At 66.3% G+C, this 19,916-nt stretch carries 15 protein-coding genes; 11 read left to right on the top strand and 4 right to left on the bottom strand.

Annotated elements, in window-relative coordinates:
* Positions 1 to 43: 43 nt before the first annotated feature.
* Positions 44 to 2,119 (bottom strand): squalene--hopene cyclase, encoded by a 2,076-nt coding sequence (shc, locus tag L5014_RS00615; protein ID WP_420799998.1) that lies wholly within the window; start codon positions 2,117 to 2,119, stop codon positions 44 to 46.
* Between the two features lie 52 nt (positions 2,120 to 2,171).
* Here shc and L5014_RS38750 point away from each other — a divergent pair, with 52 nt between their 5' ends.
* A complete protein-coding gene (locus L5014_RS38750; protein ID WP_338019251.1) occupies positions 2,172 to 2,996 on the top strand; it encodes a TetR/AcrR family transcriptional regulator in 825 nt (274 codons plus the stop codon).
* A gap of 46 nt (positions 2,997 to 3,042) precedes the next feature.
* On the opposite strand, the gene L5014_RS00605 is transcribed toward L5014_RS38750, so the two are convergent.
* Complete coding sequence (locus L5014_RS00605; RefSeq protein ID WP_238461653.1) at positions 3,043 to 4,071, bottom strand: LacI family DNA-binding transcriptional regulator; 1,029 nt, start codon at positions 4,069 to 4,071, stop codon at positions 3,043 to 3,045.
* A 203-nt stretch (positions 4,072 to 4,274) separates the two neighbouring features.
* Between L5014_RS00605 and L5014_RS00600 the strand changes: the two genes are divergently transcribed.
* The 9 genes from L5014_RS00600 (at position 4,275) to L5014_RS00560 (ending at position 16,227) form a co-directional block, all read left to right on the top strand.
* On the top strand, positions 4,275 to 5,459 hold the full coding sequence (locus L5014_RS00600; protein ID WP_238461652.1) for an ABC transporter ATP-binding protein: 1,185 nt from the start codon (positions 4,275 to 4,277) through the stop codon (positions 5,457 to 5,459).
* A gap of 44 nt (positions 5,460 to 5,503) precedes the next feature.
* The gene (locus L5014_RS00595) at positions 5,504 to 7,558 is read left to right on the top strand and encodes a beta-galactosidase (protein WP_238461651.1); all 2,055 of its coding nucleotides are present in this window, start codon (positions 5,504 to 5,506) and stop codon (positions 7,556 to 7,558) included.
* A gap of 51 nt (positions 7,559 to 7,609) precedes the next feature.
* The gene (locus L5014_RS00590; RefSeq protein ID WP_238461650.1) at positions 7,610 to 8,863 is read left to right on the top strand and encodes an ABC transporter substrate-binding protein; all 1,254 of its coding nucleotides are present in this window, start codon (positions 7,610 to 7,612) and stop codon (positions 8,861 to 8,863) included.
* Between the two features lie 157 nt (positions 8,864 to 9,020).
* Positions 9,021 to 9,962, top strand: a complete 942-nt coding sequence (locus L5014_RS00585; protein ID WP_238462105.1) for a carbohydrate ABC transporter permease — start codon at positions 9,021 to 9,023, stop codon at positions 9,960 to 9,962.
* Positions 9,963 to 9,997: 35 nt separating this feature from the next.
* Positions 9,998 to 10,849: a carbohydrate ABC transporter permease gene (locus L5014_RS00580; protein ID WP_238461649.1), complete on the top strand. Its 852-nt coding sequence runs from the start codon at positions 9,998 to 10,000 to the stop codon at positions 10,847 to 10,849.
* 240 nt (positions 10,850 to 11,089) lie between these two features.
* Complete coding sequence (locus L5014_RS00575; protein ID WP_238461648.1) at positions 11,090 to 11,983, top strand: DUF3348 domain-containing protein; 894 nt, start codon at positions 11,090 to 11,092, stop codon at positions 11,981 to 11,983.
* A gap of 20 nt (positions 11,984 to 12,003) precedes the next feature.
* Positions 12,004 to 14,865 (top strand): DUF802 domain-containing protein, encoded by a 2,862-nt coding sequence (locus L5014_RS00570; RefSeq protein WP_238461647.1) that lies wholly within the window; start codon positions 12,004 to 12,006, stop codon positions 14,863 to 14,865.
* Positions 14,862 to 15,527 carry an OmpA family protein gene (locus L5014_RS00565; RefSeq protein ID WP_238461646.1) on the top strand — a complete coding sequence of 222 codons (666 nt, stop codon included), beginning with the start codon at positions 14,862 to 14,864 and terminating at the stop codon, positions 15,525 to 15,527. Before L5014_RS00570 ends, L5014_RS00565 begins: the two co-directional genes overlap by 4 nt.
* On the top strand, positions 15,520 to 16,227 hold the full coding sequence (locus L5014_RS00560; RefSeq protein ID WP_238462104.1) for a DUF2894 domain-containing protein: 708 nt from the start codon (positions 15,520 to 15,522) through the stop codon (positions 16,225 to 16,227). The genes L5014_RS00565 and L5014_RS00560 overlap by 8 nt, the downstream gene beginning before the upstream one ends.
* Positions 16,228 to 16,306: 79 nt before the next feature.
* Here the strand turns inward: L5014_RS00560 and L5014_RS00555 are convergent, their stop codons facing one another.
* Both L5014_RS00555 and L5014_RS00550 read right to left on the bottom strand, forming a co-directional pair.
* Positions 16,307 to 17,617, bottom strand: coding sequence for an MFS transporter (locus L5014_RS00555; protein ID WP_238461645.1), 1,311 nt, complete (start codon positions 17,615 to 17,617; stop codon positions 16,307 to 16,309).
* 64 nt (positions 17,618 to 17,681) lie between these two features.
* A complete protein-coding gene (locus L5014_RS00550; RefSeq protein ID WP_238461644.1) occupies positions 17,682 to 18,764 on the bottom strand; it encodes a tartrate dehydrogenase in 1,083 nt (360 codons plus the stop codon).
* A 118-nt stretch (positions 18,765 to 18,882) separates the two neighbouring features.
* Between L5014_RS00550 and L5014_RS00545 the strand changes: the two genes are divergently transcribed.
* Positions 18,883 to 19,800: a LysR substrate-binding domain-containing protein gene (locus L5014_RS00545; protein WP_238461643.1), complete on the top strand. Its 918-nt coding sequence runs from the start codon at positions 18,883 to 18,885 to the stop codon at positions 19,798 to 19,800.
* The last annotated feature ends 116 nt before the right edge of the window (positions 19,801 to 19,916 follow it).

The raw sequence follows: 19,916 nt of genomic DNA, 5'->3' as shown, positions 1-19,916 counted from the left end.
ACGCCACCTCGAAAGGTGGCGTTCGTGTTCACAGGCGTGGCGTTCACGCCAACATGACCGCCTCGCCCGGCTTTGCCTCGACTGGCGTTGCCGCGCTGGCCCGCGCCCCATCCGCAACCAGCCTGCGATAACGCGCCAGCGCCCAGAGCGGGAAGTACGCGGTGTAGCCGTGATACTTCAAGTAGTAAATGCGTGGAAAACCCGGCGCGTTATGCGAGCGATGCCACCAGAAGCCCTCACCGTCCTGCACCGAAAGCAGATACGCGATGCCACGTTGCACCGACTCCGACTCGTAGTCGCCGAACGCCATCTGCGCGAGCAGCGCCCACGCCGTGAAGTTCGACGCGCTCTCGCCGCCGTTCGTGCCCGCGAGGCGCGCGTCGATGTAGCTGTCGTTGGTCTCGCCCCAGCCGCCGTCCGCGTGCTGACGCGACCTGAGCCAGGCCAACGCGCGCACGATATACGGCTGCGACGGGTCCTCGCCCGCCAGCGCGAGACCCGCCAGTACGCTCCACGTGCCGTAGATGTAGTTCGTGCCCCAGCGGCCCCACCAACTGCCGTCGGCTTGCTGCGTCGCCTTGATGTATTCGATAGCGCGCGCGAGCGCGGGCTTGTCTTCCTCGCGGCCCGTCACGCCGAAACACAGCAGCACGCGGCCCGACACGTCCTCGGTGGGCGGATCGAGCAGCGCGCCGTGGTCCGCGAACGGAATCGCATTCAGATAGATTCGATCGCAATCGGCATCGAACGCGGCAAAGCCGCCGTTGCGCGATTGCAGTCCGCGCATCCAGTCGAGCGCACGCGTCACGCGCGCGGCATACGGGTCCGCACCCGTGACGCGTTTCATCGAGCGGCCGCGGCGATGCAGCATCGCGGCCACGACCGCGCTGTCGTCGATGTCGGGGTAATACGGGTTCGCGTACTGGAACGCCCAGCCGCCCGGCTGCACGTCGGGGCTCACGTTCTCGATCCAGTCGCCCTTGAGATCGTTCACCTGGCGCGTCGCAAGCCAGTCGTAGGCCCGCGCGATCTGCTGCTGCAATTGCGCGTTGGATGTCGATTCGGCGTCCGACGTAGCGACGCCCGACACGTCAGGCACCGCAACCGCCTGTTCGAGCGCCATCGTGCTCCATGCGGTGTCCCATACGGGCGAGAGACACGGCTGGCAGTACATGCTGCCATCGGGACGCTCGACGAGCAGTTTCTCCAGCGCATTTTCACAATCGCGCCGCAGCGGATGATTCTCGTGATAGCCGAGCACTTCCATCATCTGATAGCTGTAAACGATGGGCGGGAAGATGCCGCCCATGCCGTCCTCGCCGTTCATGCGTTCCGCGCACCACGCTTGCGCGTGCTTGAGCGCGCGCTTGCGCAAGGACTGCGGAATTAGCGGCTCGAGATGGCGGACCGTGCGGTCGAGGGCAAGAAAGAGCTTGCGCACGCCCTTGCCGCGCGGGAAATACTCGCGCTCCTCATCCGGCGGAGTGACGAACAGCTCGGCAATCGATACGTTGTGCGGATTACGCGCCTGCGCCTTCAGCGAACAGAGTGCGAGCAGCGGCACCATGGTCGTGCGCGCCCAGTACGCCACCTTGTACATCGAGATGGGCACCCACTTGGGGAACAGCACGAACTCGATCGGCATGAACGGCGTGGCCCGCCACGGCACCTGGCCGAAGGTCGCCAGCAGGATGCGCGTGAAGACGTTGGACTTCGCCGCGCCGCCCAGCTTCAGAATGGCTTCGCGCGCGCGCACCATATGCGGTGCGTCCGGTGCGTCGCCCGCTGCCTTGAGCGCAAAATAAGCCTTCACGCTCGCCGAGACATCGGGCGCGCCGTCCACATACAGGTCCCACGCGCCGTGCGTTTCGAGGCGCTGGATCGCACGCAGATAGCGCGCCATTTTCTCCTGGCGCACCGTGTCGATTTTGGCCATGAAATGCATCATGAGGATGTATTCGGCCGTGATCGTCGCATCGGATTCCAGCTCGAAACACCAGCTCCCGTCGGGCGCCTGCCGGCGCGCGAGCGCATCGCGCCCCCGGACGATGGCGGCGTCGAGCAGCGCCGCATGCTGGACGTTGGTTGGCAAGTCGGATTTCTTCATGGCGCGAATAATACCATCCGGACGGAATGTTTTGCGCTCAGGCTCGCGATGGTAAGATCGGCCCATGAAGAATTCCCCCGTCAAAGCCTCTGCCGGCGCGGCAGGACACGCTGCCGGAGGCGCCGCGAGTGCGGCGCGGCGGCCCGCGCCACACGCCACGCAGGCGCCCGAGGAAGCACAGCAGCCGTCAGCGCGCAGCGCAACGGCCGCACGGCGTTCCGAGGCGAAATCCACAGGAAAGCTTGGCGGGAAGCCCAGCGAAACGCCCAACGAAACGCCGGGTACAAAGCACGTAGAAAAGCCCAGCGCCCCCACTTCGGGCACGCGCCGCAAGAAAGCGCCGGTGCAAGTGCGCGCGCAGTTGTTGCAAGCCGCCTCCGATATCGCCACCGATCACGGCGTGCAGGCGGTGACGCTCGACGCCGTGGCCGAGCGCGCGGGCGTGACCAAAGGCGCACTCCAATATCACTTCGCCAACAAGCAAGGACTCCTCGACGCCCTTTTCGAGCAGACGCTGGAGCGCTTCGAGTCGCAGATGGAGACGCGGATCGCGGCCGATCGAAACGACCCGCACGGCGCCAGCGCACGCGCCTACCTGCACTCGACCATCGACGAAACGAGCCCCGCCGCAAGCACCAACGTGCTGCGCGTGCTGGTGGCCGCGATGATGACCGACCCCGAGATACGCGAGCGCTATTCCGCGCCCATGCGCAAGTGGACACGCCCCGACCCGCTGCCACTCGAACAGGCGGCGCGGCTCATGATCTGCCGGCTCGCGGCGGACGGCTTGTGGATCTCGGATCTGCTCGGCTATCAAGACCTCTCGCCCGAGATGCGCGACGAGGTCGTGCGCCAGATCGAGCGCATGACGATCGATAAGGCTTCCTGATTTTTTCGTGACGCTTCTCTTTGCGTAATCTCTGCCTCGGCGCCGCTCAATCGGGCGCGCGCGAAGTCGATGCGCGAACAACGAGATGCGGCGCCGACGTGACGCACATTTTCGCCTCGCCCGCCGCCCTTCCCCCGTCTTCGATCAGTTCGCGCAGCAACGCCACCGCAAGCTCCGCGGCCTCCACCGTGGGCACGGCCACGCTCGTCAACGCGGGGCGCGATTCTCGCGCCAGTTGAATGTCCGTGATGCCGACCACGGAAAGCCGGCGCGGCACCTCGAGCCCGAGATCGGCGGCCGCCTGCATCGCGCCGAGCGCCGGCAGATCGTTGGTCGCGAAGATCGCCGTGAGATCGGGACGCCGCGTCAGCATCTCGCGCGCCGCCGCATAGCCGCCCTGGGTGGTGTCGGGCGCATAAATCAGCGGCGCCGCGCCGGCATCGAGCCCCGCCGCCTGCATGGCCGCAACGAAGCCCTCGTGGCGCGCCGCGTGAATGCCGTGCGCCTTGCTGCCCACAATCGCCCCGATGCGCCGGTGCCCAAGCCCGATCAGATGCTGCGCCGCCAATTCGCCCGCGAGGCGGAAATCCACGGCCACGCACGGCAAACCAGGCGGATCGAGCGGCCGCTCCCACATGCACAGCACCACGGGCGCGCCGCGCAGTTCGGTCGCGCGCAGATCGTCGAAATCGAGGTTCGCGTTCATCACGAGCACGCCTTCGGAAAGTGTGCCCGCGATCTGGTCGAGATAGGCGCGCCCCGTGTCCGGGTCGCCCGCGGTGTTGCAGATGATGAGGAACTGCCCGGCGGGGCGCAATGCGTTCTCCACGGCGAGCGCGAACTCCGGATAGAACGGGTTGGCGATGCTCGTCACCATCAACGCGATGGTGGGCGCGCGCCCTTCGGCCAGCGCCCTTGCGGGTAAGTGCGGACGATAGCCGAGCGCCGCGATCGCATCGAGCACCCGCTCTCGCGTGACCGCTCCCACGCGGCCACGGCCGCGCAGCACGTTTGAAACGGTCGCGGGCGTGACGCCAGCGTGACGGGCAACTTCGGCAAGTGTGGGCGTGGGCATCAATGTTCAGTATCTGGGAACGTGTTTCAACATTTGCCTGATCGCGTGTGGCGACGGCACCATTGGCCGCGCATTCAAAACGAATCCCGGAGACACGGCAGCCAGTGATCGCGCCCACGATCGATATTCAGGTTGCCTGCGCAGTCGCTTGATTAAGCGCTTAATCTCCGCTTCGTGCCGATTAAAACATGGAGACGGGACGAATGGCGAGCATTTCCTTGCGAGGTGTGCAGAAGGCCTACGGCGACAATGCGCCGGTGATCCGCAATGTCGATCTGGAGATCGGCAAGAACGAATTCTGTGTGTTTCTCGGGCCTTCTGGCTGTGGCAAATCCACCTTGCTGCGCATGATCGCGGGCCTCGAAGACGTGAGCGACGGTGACGTCTCGATCGGCGGCAAGCTCGTAAACGACGTGAGCGCCGCGCAGCGCGGTGTGGCGATGGTGTTCCAGAGCTACGCGCTCTTCCCGCACATGACGGTCTACGAGAACATGGCCTTCGGCCTGAAGCTCGCGAAAACCCCCAAAGCCGAGATCGATCGCAAGGTGCGCGAAGCCGCGCGCATCCTGCAACTCGAAGCGCTGCTGGAGCGCCATCCCAAGGCGCTCTCGGGCGGCCAGCGCCAGCGCGTGGCCATCGGCCGCGCGATCGTGCGCGAGCCCGGCGTGTTTCTCTTCGATGAACCGCTTTCAAATCTCGACGCCACGCTGCGCGGGCAGACGCGCATCGAAATCGCACGCCTGCACAAGCAGTTCGCCGAGGCCAGCGTGGTCTATGTCACGCACGACCAGATCGAGGCGATGACGCTCGCCGACAAGATCGTGCTGCTGCACAGCGGTCAGGATACCGAACGATACGGCAGCATCGCCCAGGTTGGCGCGCCGCTCGAGCTCTATCACCGGCCCGCGAGCCGCTTCGTGGCGGGCTTCATCGGCTCGCCGCGCATGAATTTCCTCGCGGCGAAAGTGGCGAGCGTGGACGCCGATGGCGTGCGCATCGCGCTCGACGGCAACGGAGAAACGGTGCGCTTGCCGCTGCAAGGCGATGCGCTCGCGGCCGGCGCGCCCGTGACGTTCGGTGTGCGGCCCGAGCATCTGGAGCCGGTTGCCGGTGCAAAACTGCCTGAAAACAGGCCTGCAAGCGCGGACGAATCGCTCACGCTCTCGCGCAAGGTCACACTGGTTGAAGCGCTTGGCGAGCACAGCTACGTGCACCTCGATCAGCCCGGCGGCGCCGCGCTGATCGCCAAAGCTCCCGGCGACACGCGCCTCGCACCAGGCGACACCGTGCAATTGCGCGCCAACGCCGCCGCGTGCCATCTGTTCGCGCAGGACGGTTTTGCACTCGCACCGCTCGCCCCGGCGGAAATCCCCGCGCAACGCGCCTGATTTCAACGAACACCCAACGAATCCCAACGAACGAGGACACCGGCATGCGCCTTGGAGTCTGCTATTACCCGGAGCACTGGCCCGAGGCCATGTGGAAAGACGACGCCGCGCGCATGAAGGCGCTCGGCATCGAACAGGTGCGCATCGGCGAATTCGCATGGAGCCGCATCGAGCCCTCGTCCGGCGAATTCGATTGGGGCTGGCTCGACCGCGCTATCGACACACTCGGCGCAGCAGGCCTGAAGGTCGTCATGTGCACGCCCACGGCCACACCGCCCAAGTGGCTCGTCGACCGCCATCCCGAGATCCTGCCCACCGGCGCCGATGGCCGGCCGCGCGCATTCGGCTCGCGGCGCCATTACGACTTCTCTTCGCCCGCGTATCACGAGGCGTCGAAGCGAATCTGCGAAGCCGTCGCGCAACGTTACGGCAAACACCCCGCCGTCGCATACTGGCAAACCGATAACGAATACGGCTGCCACAACACCGTCGTGAGCTATTCCGAGGCCGCAGTGAAGCGCTTTCGCGAATGGCTCCAGGCGCGCTACGGCAGCATTGGCGCGCTGAACACCGCATGGGGCACGGTGTTCTGGAGCATGGAGTACCGCGCGTTCGACGAAGTGGATGCGCCCATCGGCACGGTCACGGAAGCGCATCCCTCGCACCGGCTCGACTACCGCCGCTTCGCGTCCGACGAGGTACAGCGCTACAACCGCATGCAGGTCGATATCATCCGCGCGCATTCGCCGGGGCGGCCCATCGCGCACAACTTCATGCAGCTTTTCACCGAGTTCGATCACTACAAGGTGGCCGCCGACCTCGACGTCGCGACATGGGACAGCTATCCGCTCGGCGCGCTCGAAGAGCAGTGGTTCGCTCCGGCAATCAAGGCGCGCTATCTGCGCACGGGCCATCCCGACTTCGCCTCGTTCAATCATGACGTGTATCGCGGCATGTCGAAGCTGCCCTTCTGGGTGATGGAGCAACAGCCCGGCCCGGTTAACTGGGCGCACTGGAACCCCGCACCCCTGCCCGGCATGGTGCGTCTCTGGAGTTGGGAAGCCTTCGCGCACGGCGCCGGCTGCGTATCGTTTTTCCGCTGGCGCCAGGCGCCGTTCGCGCAGGAGCAGATGCATGCGGGCCTCAATACGCCCGACGATCGGCTCGACCTCGGCGGCGCGGAAGCGGCGCGCGTGGCCGAGGAGATCCGCGCAGTGCTCGCCGATTCGCAAGCCGATGCGAATGCGAGTATCGAAACGCCCGTTGCGCTCGTGTTCGATTACGAAGCGAAGTGGCTCTTCGAAGTGCAGCCGCAGGGTGCCGACTTTCACTATCCGCGCTTTGCTGTGGAGTACTACTCGGCATTGCGCGCGCTCGGCTTCGATGTCGATATCGTGCCGGTGCATGCGCCGCTCGATGGCTACAAGCTGATCGTGGTGCCGCCCTTGCCCGTGGTGCCCGACGACTTCGCACAGCGTCTCGCTGATTCGGGCGCACAGATCATTCTCGGCCCGCGCACCGGATCGAAAACCACCGACCTCCAGATTCCGCCGAATCTGCCGCCCGGACCGCTCGCCGCGCTGCTGCCCATGCGCGTATGGCGCGTGGAATCGCTGCGGCCGAACATGACCGAGCCCGTGACGTTCAGTGCCGATGCCTCGGGCCAAAAGCGCGAAGGCCGTGCGCGGCACTGGCGCGACCTGATCGATCTCGATGCGGGTCTCGATACACCCTCGGATACGAATCTGGATGCCACCGCGAGCGAGATTCGCGCGACCTTCGGCGACGGTCATCCCGCCTACGTGCAGCATGGCGCTGTCCATTACCTGGCGAGCCTCTTCGACGATGCCACCACCGAAGCGCTGTTCGCCCGCATCGCACGCGAAGCAGGCCTTGCCTCCACGCCGCTCGGCGACGCGGTGCGCGTGAGCCGGCGCGGCGGCCTGACGTGGGTGTTCAACTACGGCCCAGGCACGCACCACATCGCCGCGACGATTCCCGACGACGCCTTCGTGATAGGCACGCGCGAAATCGAGCCGCAAGGCGTGGTGGCTTATCGAACGCCCCGCACGTTTGACACGCCTTCACATACGGCATGACCCCGGCACCGACGCAGCACTGACAACGACGTAAAACCAAGGAGACAGGCAATGACCACGAAACCCCGCACCCTGCTCGCTGCCGTCGCGCTCGCGGCCGCCACGCTCATGGGCGCGCTCGCCTCGCCGGCGCAGGCCGGCACGCTAGAAGTGAATATCGCGTTCAAGGGCGCGAGCCAGCGCGCGGTCTGGACGCAGGTGATCGACGAGTTCAAGAAAGCGCATCCGGGCACGGACGTGAAGGTTTCGTTCGTCGATGAGGAAGCCTACAAAGTGCAGTTGCCGAACTGGCTCACGACCGCGCCGCCCGACATCGTGAACTGGCACGACGGCGAGCGCATGGCCTACTACGCACAGCGCGGCCTGTTCACGGACCTCAGTCCCGACTGGCAGAAGAACAACTGGGACAGCATGTATGCCTCCACGAAAGAGGCTTCGTCATACAAGGGCAAGCAATACGCGGCGCCAACCGTCTACTACGCGTGGGGCATGTTCTATCGCAAGGACCTGTTCCAGAAAACCGGCATTGCGAACGAGCCGAAGACGTGGAACGATTTTCTCGACGACTGCAAGAAGCTCAAGGCCGCCGGCATCACGCCGATCGCCGTGGGCGGCCGCGACGCGTGGACGCTTGCAGGCTGGTTCGACTATCTCGACCTGCGCCTGAACGGCAACAAGTTCCACCAGCAACTGATGGCCGGCGACGTGCCCTATACCGACCCGCGCGTGAAGAAGGTCTATACCACGTGGAAGCAACTGCTCGATGCGGGATACTTCATCGATAATTCGTTATCCTACGATCTCGATGCGGCGCAGCCGTTCCTGTTCCAGGGCAAGGCCGCGATGATGCTGATGGGCACCTTCATCACGGGCGGCTTCAACCCAACGGTGAAGCAGCAGATGGGTTTCTTCCAGTTCCCGATCATCGACCCGGGCGTGCCGACCGCCGAAGACGGCCCCGTCGAGTCGCTGCATATTCCGGCGAAAGCGAAGAACAAGACTGACGCTCGCGCGTTCCTCGCGTTCACCCAAACGCCCGAGATTGGCGCACTGCTTGCCAAGGGGCTGGGCTCGCTCTCGGCGAACAGCAAGTCGCCGGAACCCGACGACGCCATTTCGAAAATCGGCTTCCAGATTCTCGCCAACACGAAAGGCGGCATCGCGCAGTTCTATGATCGCGACATGACCAAGGAAATAGCCGACGAAGGCATGAAGGGCATGCAGCAGTTCGTGGCCGACCCGACGAAGATCGACTCGATCCTCGCGCAGCTCGAAGAGACGCGCAAGCGCATCTACAAGAAGTAAATCCGCAACGGTGGCGGCGGCGCGTGTTCCCTGCACTCGCGCCGCGCTGCCGCCATGCAGTTCGATCCGGAGATTTGCCGTGGTACGTTCTGTGACGCCCTCATCGGTTCAATCGGCTGAGCCGCTCGTGGCCAAGGCTGTGGCGCATCGCGTCGACATGACCCCGGACGCCTCCGGTACCGGCAATGACCGCTCCAGCGCACCGCGCGCCGCGAACCCGCGCAAGCGGCCACGCCGACACGCCTCGCCCACCGCGCGCCGCCAGCGCCGCGCGGCATGTCTCTTTCTCGCGCCCGCCTGCATCATGGTCGCGATCTACGTGGTCTGGCCGATACTCTCGACCATTCGCCTCTCGTTCTATAACTGGGACGGCATGAGCGACGCGAGCTTTGTCGGCCTCGCCAACTATATCGAGCTCTTTCACGCGCCCACTTTTTATACGGCGCTCAAGAACAACGTCATCTGGCTCGCGCTGTTCCTGCTCGCACCGCCCATGGGGCTCGCAATCGCGCTGTATCTGAATCAGGCCGTGGCCGGCATCCGCCTCGTGAAGTCGCTGTTCTTCGCGCCGTTCGTGCTCTCGGGCGTGGTGGTCGGGCTCATCTACTCATGGTTCTACGACCCGACCTTCGGGCTGCTCGCGCTCATTATGGGCCACGGCATTCCGGTACTCGGCGACCCGCATTACGCCACGCCCGGCATTATTTTCGCGGCGCTGTGGCCGCAAACCGCCTATTGCATGATCCTTTATCTCACCGGGCTCACGACGCTCAACAGCGAACAGATCGAAGCCGCACGCATGGAAGGCGCGCGGGGCTGGACACTCCTGTGGCACGTGATTCTGCCGCAACTGCGGCCCACGACCTTCATGGCCGTTGTCGTGACGGTGATTGGCGCGCTGCGCAGCTTCGACCTGATATCGGTCATGACGGGCGGCGGCCCGTTCGAAAGCTCGACCGTGCTCGCTTATTACATGTACGACCAGGCGATCAAATATTACCGTTTAGGCTATTCAGCCGCGATTGCGGTCGTGCTGTTCGCGATCATGCTGCTCTACATCGTCTATCACCTGCGGCGCTTGCTGAGCAGCGAGCATTGAAAGCAGGATCATGGAAAATCATTGAGGATTCCGTCATGTTTCCAACCCCGGTCGACAAATGGAAGCCCGCACCGCGCCGCCTCTACAAGCTCTCGCTGCCGGTCGCACTCGTCATCTGGCTCCTGCCGATGATCGCGGTGCTGATGACTTCGGTGCGCTCGAACGACGAACTCAGCGAAGGCAACTACTGGGGCTGGCCCCGGCACTTCGCGCTCATCGACAACTACCGCGAAGCGCTCACCACGTCGCCCATGCTGCATTACTTCTGGAATAGCGTGCTTATTACCGTGCCGGCGGTAGTGTGCGCCATCGCGCTGGCCGCCATGGCGGGATTTGCGCTCGCGATCTATCGCTTTCCGGGCAACTCTGCGCTCTTCGCCACCTTCGTGGCGGGCAACTTCGTGCCCATTCAGGTGCTGATGATTCCGGTGCGCGACCTCACGCTCAAGCTCGGGCTCTATAACACGGTGGGCGGACTGATCCTCTTTCATCTCTCGTTTCAGACCGGCTTTTGCGCACTGTTCCTGCGCAACTTCATCAAGCAGTTGCCTTATGAACTGGTGGAAGCGGCGCGCATCGAGGGCGCGAACGAATGGACGGTGTTCTTTCGCATCATCCTGCCGCTGATCCGCCCTGCGCTCGCGGCGCTCGCGATTCTCGTGTTCACGTTCGTCTGGAACGACTACTTCTGGGCCCTGTGCCTCACGCAAGGCGACGACGCCGCGCCCATCACCGTGGGCGTCGCGGCGCTCAAGGGACAATGGACGACGGCGTGGAATCTGGTGTCGGCGGGGTCGATTCTCGCGGCGCTGCCTTCAGTCGCGATGTTCTTCGCGATGCAGAAGCATTTTGTGGCCGGGCTCACGTTTGGTGCGACGAAGGGGTGAGGGGTGTGCGAACCGCTCGAATCATCGCGAAGGCTGGCAAGCCGCTCGTGAAGGTCGTGCCGCTCGATGCACCGGCTGTGGCGCAGCAGCGGCGGTAGCGGCGCACAGAGCAAGTCAGCGTTGCCCCAATCAACCGCCCACTCACTGGCGCGCCCCCCGCACAAACCACCGCCCAGGACGCAAAACCGCGCCTCACCCCGCGCCGCCGTGTAAACTGCTGCCTTTTTTGCCTCTTGTGGTATGGTCCATCCCCCGCAACGCACGTCGTCGCGCACGTCACTGCGCACGTCACCGCGTACGTCACTGAGCGGTCCGGCCCTCGTTCGCTTGCTGTCGCGCCTTGGCGAGACCGAAGTACAGGCCTCGCCGCAGCCGCTCGCGGACCGTCTGAGCCAGTGGCTCGGCTGGACCGATGCGATCGCGCTCTCCACGGTGCTTGCCGCGCCGGCGCCCGCCGTGGTGGGCGGCGCGCTCGCGAGCGGCGAAGACGAGGCACAGCGGTGCCTGAGCCTGCGCTCCGCGCTCTCGAAGGCGATTGCCCTCGATGGCGTGCTCGCGCCCGCGAAAGCGCGCCGCTCAGGCTCCTACGGTCTCGCACGCGCATCGCAGCAGGCGCCGGTTCCGCCGCCGCCCGAAACTGACGAAACGGACGCCGATTACGCGGTCTTTCGTCAGTGCTATATCGCGCTCCAGCAGAAAATGGAGACCGATATCGGCGACTTGCGCGGGCGTCTGCGCAGCCGGCTCGCGGCGGTGTCGCCTGCCATGGCGAAGCTCGCGACGCTCGACGCCACCATGGAGCGCTCGCTCGCCGCGCGCGAGCGCAGCCTGCTCGGTGCGGTGCCAGGCCTGCTGGGCGCGCATTTCGAGCGGCTGCGCAAAGGGGCTCGTGAAGCGGCGGCTCGTGAAGCGGCGGCTCGTGAAGCGGCGGCTCGTGAAGCAGCGGCTCGTGAAGCGATGGCTCACGAAGCCGCGACCCTCGCAGCAACGGCTCAAGCTAGCCCCATCGGCGCAACCGCGCCGGGCGCCTGGCTCGACGCGTTCCGCAAGGATGTACAGAGTGTTTTGCTCGCCGAACTGGATGTTCGGTTTCAACCGGTCGAAGGGCTGCTCGCGGCTCTTCGTGCCCGCTAGCGCCTGCTAACCCAAACGCTATGTCCAGACTTCGTATCGATCTCGTTGTTTTCCTCGCCGGCCTTGCAGCAGTGTGCTGGATCGCCGCCGGCTATGCCGGCTCGAATCCGCTCGCGCTCGCTGTCACCGTGCTGATCGGCGCCTGCTATGTGGCCGGCGCGTTCGAGCTGTATCGCTACACGCAGGCCACCGCTACGCTCGCGCGCGCCGTGGGCGCCGGAAGCACTGCGGCCAGGCCCGCCGCTTCGCTCGGCGGCTGGCTCGATCAGTTGCATCCGAGCCTGCGCAGCGCCGTGCGCGCGCGCGTCGAAGGCGAGCGCGTCGCGCTGCCCGGCCCGTCGCTCACGCCCTATCTGGTTGGCATGCTCGTGCTGCTCGGCATGCTGGGCACGCTGCTCGGCATGGTGACGACGCTGCGCGGCACCGGCGTGGCGCTCGACGGCGCCACCGATCTCGACGGCATTCGCGCCGCGCTCTCCGGGCCGATTCGCGGGCTCGGCTTCGCGTTCGGCACCTCGATCGCGGGCGTGGCGAGTTCGGCGATGCTGGGCCTGCTTTCCGCGCTGTGCCGCCGCGAGCGCATCGAGGCCGCCCAGCGCCTCGACGCGCAGATCGCCACCACGCTGCGCCCGTTCTCCCACGCGCATCAGCGCGAATCGAGCTTCGCGCTGATGCAGCGTCAGGCCGAGTCGATGCCCAAACTGGTCGAGCGCCTCGAAGCGATGATGACGGCCATCGAGCGCCAGGGCGCCGCGCTCGGCGAACGCCAGCTCGCGAGCCAGCAGGCCTTTCTCGGCAACGCCGAGGCCGCCTATGCGCGGCTGGCTTCCTCGGTGGGCGAATCGCTCAAGGCAAGCGCCGCCGAAAGCGCCCGCGCCGCCGGCGCGGCTTTCGCGCCGGTCGTGGAAGCCACCATGGCGGGCCTCGCGCGCGAAAGCGCCGCGTTACACGGCACGCTCACGCAAGCCGTGGAGCGGCAGCTCGATGGCCTCGCCTCGGGCTTCGAGGCCAACACCGCGCGAGTGGCCGGCATCTGGAACGAGGCGCTCGCGGACCAGCGCCGCTCGGGCGAAGTGCTCGCGCGCGACCTGCAAGGCGCGCTCGAACGCTTCACGGCGACTTTCGAGGAGCGCTCGGCCAACCTGGTGCAGGACGTCGACGCGCGTCTCGCGGCGTCGGCTTCCGGTGTTTCGCAGGCATGGCAGGAGGCGCTCGTGCGCCAGGAGCGCGCCGGCGAAAAGCTCGCGAGCGATAACCAGCAGGCGCTCTCCTCGGCCGCCGCGACCTTCGAGCAGCACTCGGCCGCGCTCCTGCGCGCCGTGAGCGAAGCGCAGGCGAATCTGCAAACGCAGCTCGTCGCGCGCGACGAAGCGCGCCTCGCGACATGGAGCGAAACGCTCGGTGCGATGGGCGCCACGTTGCGCGACGAGTGGCGCACGACCGGCGTGCAGGCGGCGGAGCATCAGCAGACCGTCTGCGCGGCGCTCGCGCAAACCGCCGAAACCATCGCCGCACAAACCGAAACGCACGCGAAGGACGTGCTCGGGGAAATCTCGCGCGCTGCTGTTGCGGCAACGGCGGCATGGCAGACGGCCAGCACGCAGGCAGCCGAGCGTCAGCAGGCCGTGTGCGAGACGCTGACTCAAACCGCGAGCGATATCGCCGCGCACGCCAGCACGCACACGAACAGCACGATCGCCGAGATCACGCGCGTGGCCGAAGCGTCATCGGCGGCGTGGCAGACGGCAAGCGAGCAGGCCGCAGCGCGCCAGCAGGCGATCTGCGACGCGCTCAGCAAAACCGCAAACGATATCGCCGCGCAAACCGAAGCGCATGCACGCGGCACCATCGCCGAAATCGCGCGCGCCGCGCAAGCCAATGCAGCGGCATGGCAGGCGGCAAGCGCGCAGGCTGCCGAGCGCCAGCAGACGATCTGCGATGCGCTCGCAAAAACGGCAAGCGATATCGCCACGCAAACCGAAGCGCATGCAAACGGCACGATCGCGGAAATCGCGCGCGCCGCGCAAGCCAATGCATCGGAATGGCAAGCCGCCAGCGCGCAGGCAGCGGAGCGCCAGCAGGCGATCTGCGATGCGCTCGCGAAAACGGCAAGCGACATCTCCACGCAAACCGAAGCGCACGCCAGCGGCACCATCGCCGAAATCGCGCGCGCCGCGCAAACCAACGCAGCGGCATGGCAAGCCGCCAGCACGCACGCGGCCGAGCATCAGCAAGCCACCTGCGATGCCCTCGCGAAGACCGCCAACGACATCTCCGCGCAAACCGAGGCGCACGCCAACGGCACCATTGCCGAGCTCGCGCGCCTCGTCGATGCCGCATCGGAAGCGCCGCGCGTGGCCGCCGAGGTCGTCGCCGAGCTGCGCCGCAAGCTCTCCGAGAGCATGGTGCAGGACACCGCGATGCTCGAGGAGCGCGGCCGTCTGCTCTCCACCGTCACCACGCTGCTCGACGCCGTGAACCACGCGAGCACCGAGCAGCGCACCGCCATCGACGCGCTCGTGCAGACCTCGGCGGGCCTCATGGAGCGCGTGGGCGCGCGCTTCGACCAACAGGTGGAAACCGGCGCGCAGACGCTCGAAGGCGCGGCGGCCCAGGTCACGGGCAGCGCCGTCGAGATGGCGAGCCTGGGCGATGCGTTCGGCGCAGCCGTCCAGCACTTCGGCGCATCGAACGACAAGCTCATGACGCAGTTGCAGCGCATCGAAACCGCACTCGACAAGTCGCTCGCGCGCAGCGACGACCAGCTCGCCTACTACGTCGCCCAGGCGAAGGAAGTGATCGACCTGAGCCTGCTTTCACAGAAGCAGATCGTCGAGAACCTGCAGCGCTTCAGCGTTCAGGCAGGGGCTGAAGCCGCATGAACGACGAAATCGACGGCGGCGTGGAGCCCACCGCGCCGGTCTGGGCCGCGTTCGGCGACCTGATGGCGGCGCTGCTGGGCGCGTTCGTGCTGATCCTGGTCGGCGTGATCGGCATGCAGCTCGAAGCGTCCACGCGTCTCGCCAACGAGGTCAAGCAGCGCCAGATCGAAACGCAGCGGCGCAAGACGCTCGAACAGGCGCTGGCCGGCCCGCTCGCGGCGGGGCGCGTGACGCTCGTGAACGGGCGCATCGGCATCAGCGGCAACGTGCTGTTCGCGCTGAACTCCGACCAGCTCCAGCCGCAGGGGCGCGAGTTGCTCAAGAGCCTTGCGGGGCCGCTCGCCGCGTATCTGCGCGACCGCGACCAGATCCTGATGGTGAGCGGTTTCGCCGACGACCAGCAGGTCCACGCAGGCAACCGCCGCTTCGCCGACAACTGGGAGCTCTCCGCCGAGCGCGCGCTCACCGTGACGCGTGCGTTCATCGATGCGGGCGTGCCGGCGGCGTCGGTGTTCGCGGCGGCGTTCGGCTCGGAGCAGCCGGTAAGCTCGAACGCCGACGAGGCGGGCCGCGCGAAGAATCGCCGCGTGGAAATCGCGGCGGTGCCGAGGCCCACCAGCAGTGCACATGCACAGAGCGCAGCGCGTGAGCGCCATGAGTGACGGCGCGCGCATCCGCGAGAGCGAGGACGGGAGCGAGAACGCGCCCGAAGCCACGCGCGCGCGTGCCACGCTCGACGCCTGGCGCGCGCAAGGCGCCGACCGGCTCGATCCCGTGCGCTATGCGCTGATCGACGCATTGGACCGGCGCGCCGGCCCGCACGCGGGCGCGGCGCGCCGGGTGCTCGATGCGCGCATCGACGCCTTGCTCGCGGCCTACGCCGCCGAAGTCGAGCGCGCCACGTCAGACGCGATATCGAACACACAAACGCCCACGCAAGACACATCACAGCAAAGCGCATCACAGCAAAGCGCCTCACAGCAAAACGCAACCGCGCACGCAAACCTCGCCGCGCAAATCGGCAATGCGGACCATCTCGCACGCAGCGGGCCGCCTGCGGAGTTGCTCGATTACTTCCGCGAAGTCTGGTCGAAATTGAGCGCCGACCAGCAGGTGCAGCAGTCGCTCGATCAGGTGCCGAAGAACGCCGGGCCGCTCAATTCAAGCAGCCTCGTGCACCGCGCGCTGTTGCTCATGCGCGAACTCTCGCCGGGGTATCTGCGCCAGTTCCTCGCGTATGCCGACGCGCTGTCGTGGCTGGAAGACCTGAGCATTGCCACGGCGCCGGCGCCAAAGGAAACGCCGCGTGCGAGCGCGGCGAAGGAAGGCGCGAAAAAGGGAACGCGCAAGCGCGCGCGATAACCACAGCCGAGTGCCGATTCACAGCGTTCACAGAAAAGCGGCGCGGGGCATCTTCGATTTGCCCGCGCCGCGCACGACTTCAACGATGCGCCTGGGCGAGCGACTTGTGCTCGCCGCTGCCGGCCTTGCGCCCGAGCACCAGCGTCACCACGGCTGAAACGGCAAGCGTCCCCGCCACCACATACAGCCCCGCGCCATAGCCGCCGGTCGAGTGCTTGAGCCAGCCAATCACCGAAGGCCCGACGAAGCCGCCCAGGTTGCCGAGCGAGTTGATCATCGCGATTCCCGCTGCGGCGCCCGCACCCGAGAGGAACGCGCTCGGCATCGCCCACAGCGGCGCCTTGGCCGCGCTGATGCCCACGTTGGCCAGCACGAGCGCCCCCACGATGGCACCCGTGCCGCTCGCACCGGCGGCCAGCACGAACCCGGCGCAGGCCAGCAGGCACGGCACCACCACGTGCCACGTGCGCTCCTGCGTGCGGTCCGAATGGCGCGCCCACAGCACCATCGCCACCACCGCCGCCACGCTCGGAATGCCCGTGAGCAAGCCCGTCTGGAACGCGCTGTAGCCGAACTGCTTGACGATCAGCGGCGCCCAGATGCCGAGCGTATAAAGCCCCGCCGAGGTGCCGAAGTAAATCAGCGCCAGCGCGAGCACGCGCGGATTGCACAGCGCCGCCAGCACCGCGCCCGTGTGACCGTGCTGCGCGCTGCGTGCGCTCGCCTCTTCGTCGAGCTTGCCCATGAGCCACGCCTTTTCGTCGCTGGCGAGCCACTTGGCCTTGGCCGGCGCATCGGTCAGGCAGCGCAGCACCGCGAAGCCCAGCACGACCGCCGGAATCGCTTCGAGCACGTAGAGCATTTGCCAGTCGGCGAGACCGAACATCGGCTTCATCTGCATGATCGCGCCCGAGATGGGCGAGCCGATAGCGGTCGAAATAGGCGCGGCGGCCATGAACCACGCGGCGGCCACGGCGCGCTGGCGCGTGGGGAACCACTGGCTCAGATACAGGATGATGCCGGGAAAGAAGCCGGCTTCCGCGATGCCCAGCAAGAAGCGCAGCGTATAGAAACTTGCAGGACCACTAACGAATGCCGAAGCCGCGCTCACGATGCCCCACGTGACCATCACGCGTGCGATCCACACACGCGCGCCCACGCGATGCAAGATGAGATTCGACGGCACTTCGAAGATGAAATAGCCGATAAAGAACAGGCCGCCGCCAAAGCCGTATGCCGCCGACGAAAGGCCAATGGCCTTGTTCATCGACATCGCGGCGAAGCCCACGTTGACGCGGTCGAGAAAGCTCACGAAATACAGCAGCATCACAAACGGAATGATGCGCCACATGAGTTTCTTCGAGACTCGGTTTTCGAGTTCGGAATGCATGTGTCTCCTCCTTGGGGACCGTGCCGCGCGAGGCGCGGGCCACGGTTTCAAAGCGGCGCGTGGCTCAAGCCGCCACGGCCACCTTTTCGATCAGCGCGCATACGGCCTCGGTCACCTGCGCCGTGGTTGCCTTGCCGCCGAGATCGCCCGTGTGCAGCGCGGGGTCGGCGCTCACGCGCTCGATCGCGGCCATCACCTGCTGCGCGGCGGCCTGCTCGCCCAGATGCTCGAGCATCATCACCACCGACCAGAACGTGCCCACCGGGTTCGCCAGGCCCTTGCCCATGATGTCGAATGCAGAACCATGGATCGGCTCGAACATCGACGGATAGCGGTGCTCGGGGTCGATGTTGCCCGTGGGCGCGATACCAAGGCTGCCCGCGAGCGCGGCGGCCAGATCGCTCAGGATATCCGCGTGCAGATTGGTCGCGACGATGGTGTCGAGCGTGGCGGGACGGTTCACCATGCGAGCCGTTGCGGCATCGACGAGCTCCTTGTCCCACTTCACGTCCGGGAATTCGGTGGCGATCTGGTTGGCGATCTCGTCCCACATCACCATCGCGTGGCGCTGTGCGTTGCTCTTCGTGATGACCGTGAGCAGCTTGCGCGGACGCGACTGCGCGAGGCGGAACGCGAAACGCATGATGCGCTCGACGCCGGCGCGCGTGAGGATCGAGACATCAGTGGCCGCTTCGATCGGATGCCCCTGGTGCACGCGCCCGCCCACGCCCGCGTATTCGCCTTCGGAGTTCTCGCGCACGATCACCCAGTTCAGGTCTTGCGGGCCACAGCGCTTGAGCGGCGCGTCGATGCCGGGCAGGATGCGCGTCGGGCGCACGTTCGCATATTGATCGAAGCCCTGGCAGATCTTCAGGCGCAGGCCCCAGAGCGTGATGTGATCAGGCACGTCGGGGTCGCCCGCGGAGCCGAACAGGATCGCATCCTTGTCGCGGATCTTCTCCAGACCGTCGGCGGGCATCATCACGCCGTTGGCGCGGTAGTAGTCGGCACCCCAATCGAAGTTCTCGAACTCGAAGGCGAACGTGCGGTTCGTGCGCGCCAGCGCCTCCAGTACAGCCTTGCCCGCGGGCACGACCTCCTTGCCGATGCCGTCGCCGGGAATGGTTGCGATGCGATACGTCTTCATGGTGTCCGTCTCCACGTCCTTCGATTGAATGTGGGATCGACTCTACCTAACCTGAAGCGCTGCAACCGGTGCTAGACTCAAAGCATTCTTAACTTTAATTCACAAGTGCGGATCATTCATGACCGACGCCGTGCATCCCGCCGATCTCTCGTTCTTCTCCACGCTCTCGTCGGCGGGCAGCCTGAGCGCGGCGGCGCGCGAGCTGGGGCTCACCGCCGCCGCCGTGAGCAAGCGCCTCACGCAGATGGAGCAGCGCGCGGGCGTGCCGCTCGTGAACCGCACCACGCGGCGCATGATGCTCACGCCCGAGGGCGAGCTGTATCTGGAGCGCGCGCGGCGCATTCTCGACGAAATCGACGAACTGGCCGAACTGCTCGGCAGCGCGAAGCAAAGCCCCAAGGGCCTGTTGCGCGTGAACGCGACGCTCGGCTTCGGGCGCAGCCACGTGGGCCCGGCCATCTCGCGCTTCGTGGCGAAGCATCCTCAGGTGACGGTGCAATTGCAGCTTTCGGTCGCGCCGCCGCCGCTCACCGACGACACCTTCGACGTCTGCATCCGCTTCGGCGAGCCGCCCGATACGCGCGTGGTGGCGCGCCGCCTCGCGGCCAACCGGCGCCTCTTGTGCGCGGCGCCCGCGTATCTCGCGCAGCATGGCGTGCCCGCGACGCCGCAGGAGCTGACGCGCCACAACTGCATCGGCATTCGCCAGGGCGACGAAGCCTATGGCGTCTGGCGCCTTATTTCGGGGCGCGGCGCGACGCACAAGACCGAGCAGGTGCGCATCAACGGCAATCTCACCACCAACGACGGCGAGATCGCCGTGCGCTGGGCGCTGGAGGGGCACGGCATCCTGATGCGCGCCGAGTGGGATATCGCCGAGTATCTGGCCGATGGGCGGCTCGTGCAGGTGCTGTCCGAGTACGAGACGCCCAACGCGGACATCTACGCCGTGTATTTGCAGCGGCATCAGATGTCCACGCGCATTCGCGCGTTCGTCGACTTCCTCGCGCTCGAACTCAAGGCGCGCAAGGCCTGAGCGGCCAGAGGCGCGGCACTTCGAAAAGCCTTGCGCGCAGCAAGCCTGCAACGTTTTCGCGGCCCCCAATGCGGGCTAGACCGGCTTGACCGGCGCGCGGCACTGGTCTACTTTCG

Origin of the sequence: Paraburkholderia tagetis, assembly GCF_022213065.1 — a bacterium.
GTDB lineage: Bacteria > Pseudomonadota > Gammaproteobacteria > Burkholderiales > Burkholderiaceae > Paraburkholderia > Paraburkholderia tagetis.
This window is presented reverse-complemented; position numbering and strand designations above follow the sequence as displayed.

Bases quoted from the DNA above. Each gene is read 5' to 3' on its own strand.
- L5014_RS00600 (WP_238461652.1), top strand. From the start codon at position 4,275: ATGGCGAGCATTTCCTTGCGAGGTGTGCAGAAGGCCTACGGCGACAAT.
- L5014_RS00545 (WP_238461643.1), top strand. From the start codon at position 18,883: ATGACCGACGCCGTGCATCCCGCCGATCTCTCGTTCTTCTCCACGCTC.
- L5014_RS38750 (WP_338019251.1), top strand. From the start codon at position 2,172: ATGAAGAATTCCCCCGTCAAAGCCTCTGCCGGCGCGGCAGGACACGCT.
- L5014_RS00590 (WP_238461650.1), top strand. From the start codon at position 7,610: ATGACCACGAAACCCCGCACCCTGCTCGCTGCCGTCGCGCTCGCGGCC.
- L5014_RS00560 (WP_238462104.1), top strand. From the start codon at position 15,520: ATGAGTGACGGCGCGCGCATCCGCGAGAGCGAGGACGGGAGCGAGAAC.
- L5014_RS00550 (WP_238461644.1), bottom strand. From the start codon at position 18,764: ATGAAGACGTATCGCATCGCAACCATTCCCGGCGACGGCATCGGCAAG.
- L5014_RS00570 (WP_238461647.1), top strand. From the start codon at position 12,004: ATGTCCAGACTTCGTATCGATCTCGTTGTTTTCCTCGCCGGCCTTGCA.
- L5014_RS00595 (WP_238461651.1), top strand. From the start codon at position 5,504: ATGCGCCTTGGAGTCTGCTATTACCCGGAGCACTGGCCCGAGGCCATG.
- L5014_RS00585 (WP_238462105.1), top strand. From the start codon at position 9,021: ATGACCCCGGACGCCTCCGGTACCGGCAATGACCGCTCCAGCGCACCG.
- L5014_RS00575 (WP_238461648.1), top strand. From the start codon at position 11,090: ATGGTCCATCCCCCGCAACGCACGTCGTCGCGCACGTCACTGCGCACG.
- L5014_RS00580 (WP_238461649.1), top strand. From the start codon at position 9,998: ATGTTTCCAACCCCGGTCGACAAATGGAAGCCCGCACCGCGCCGCCTC.
- L5014_RS00565 (WP_238461646.1), top strand. From the start codon at position 14,862: ATGAACGACGAAATCGACGGCGGCGTGGAGCCCACCGCGCCGGTCTGG.
- L5014_RS00555 (WP_238461645.1), bottom strand. From the start codon at position 17,617: ATGCATTCCGAACTCGAAAACCGAGTCTCGAAGAAACTCATGTGGCGC.
- L5014_RS00605 (WP_238461653.1), bottom strand. From the start codon at position 4,071: ATGCCCACGCCCACACTTGCCGAAGTTGCCCGTCACGCTGGCGTCACG.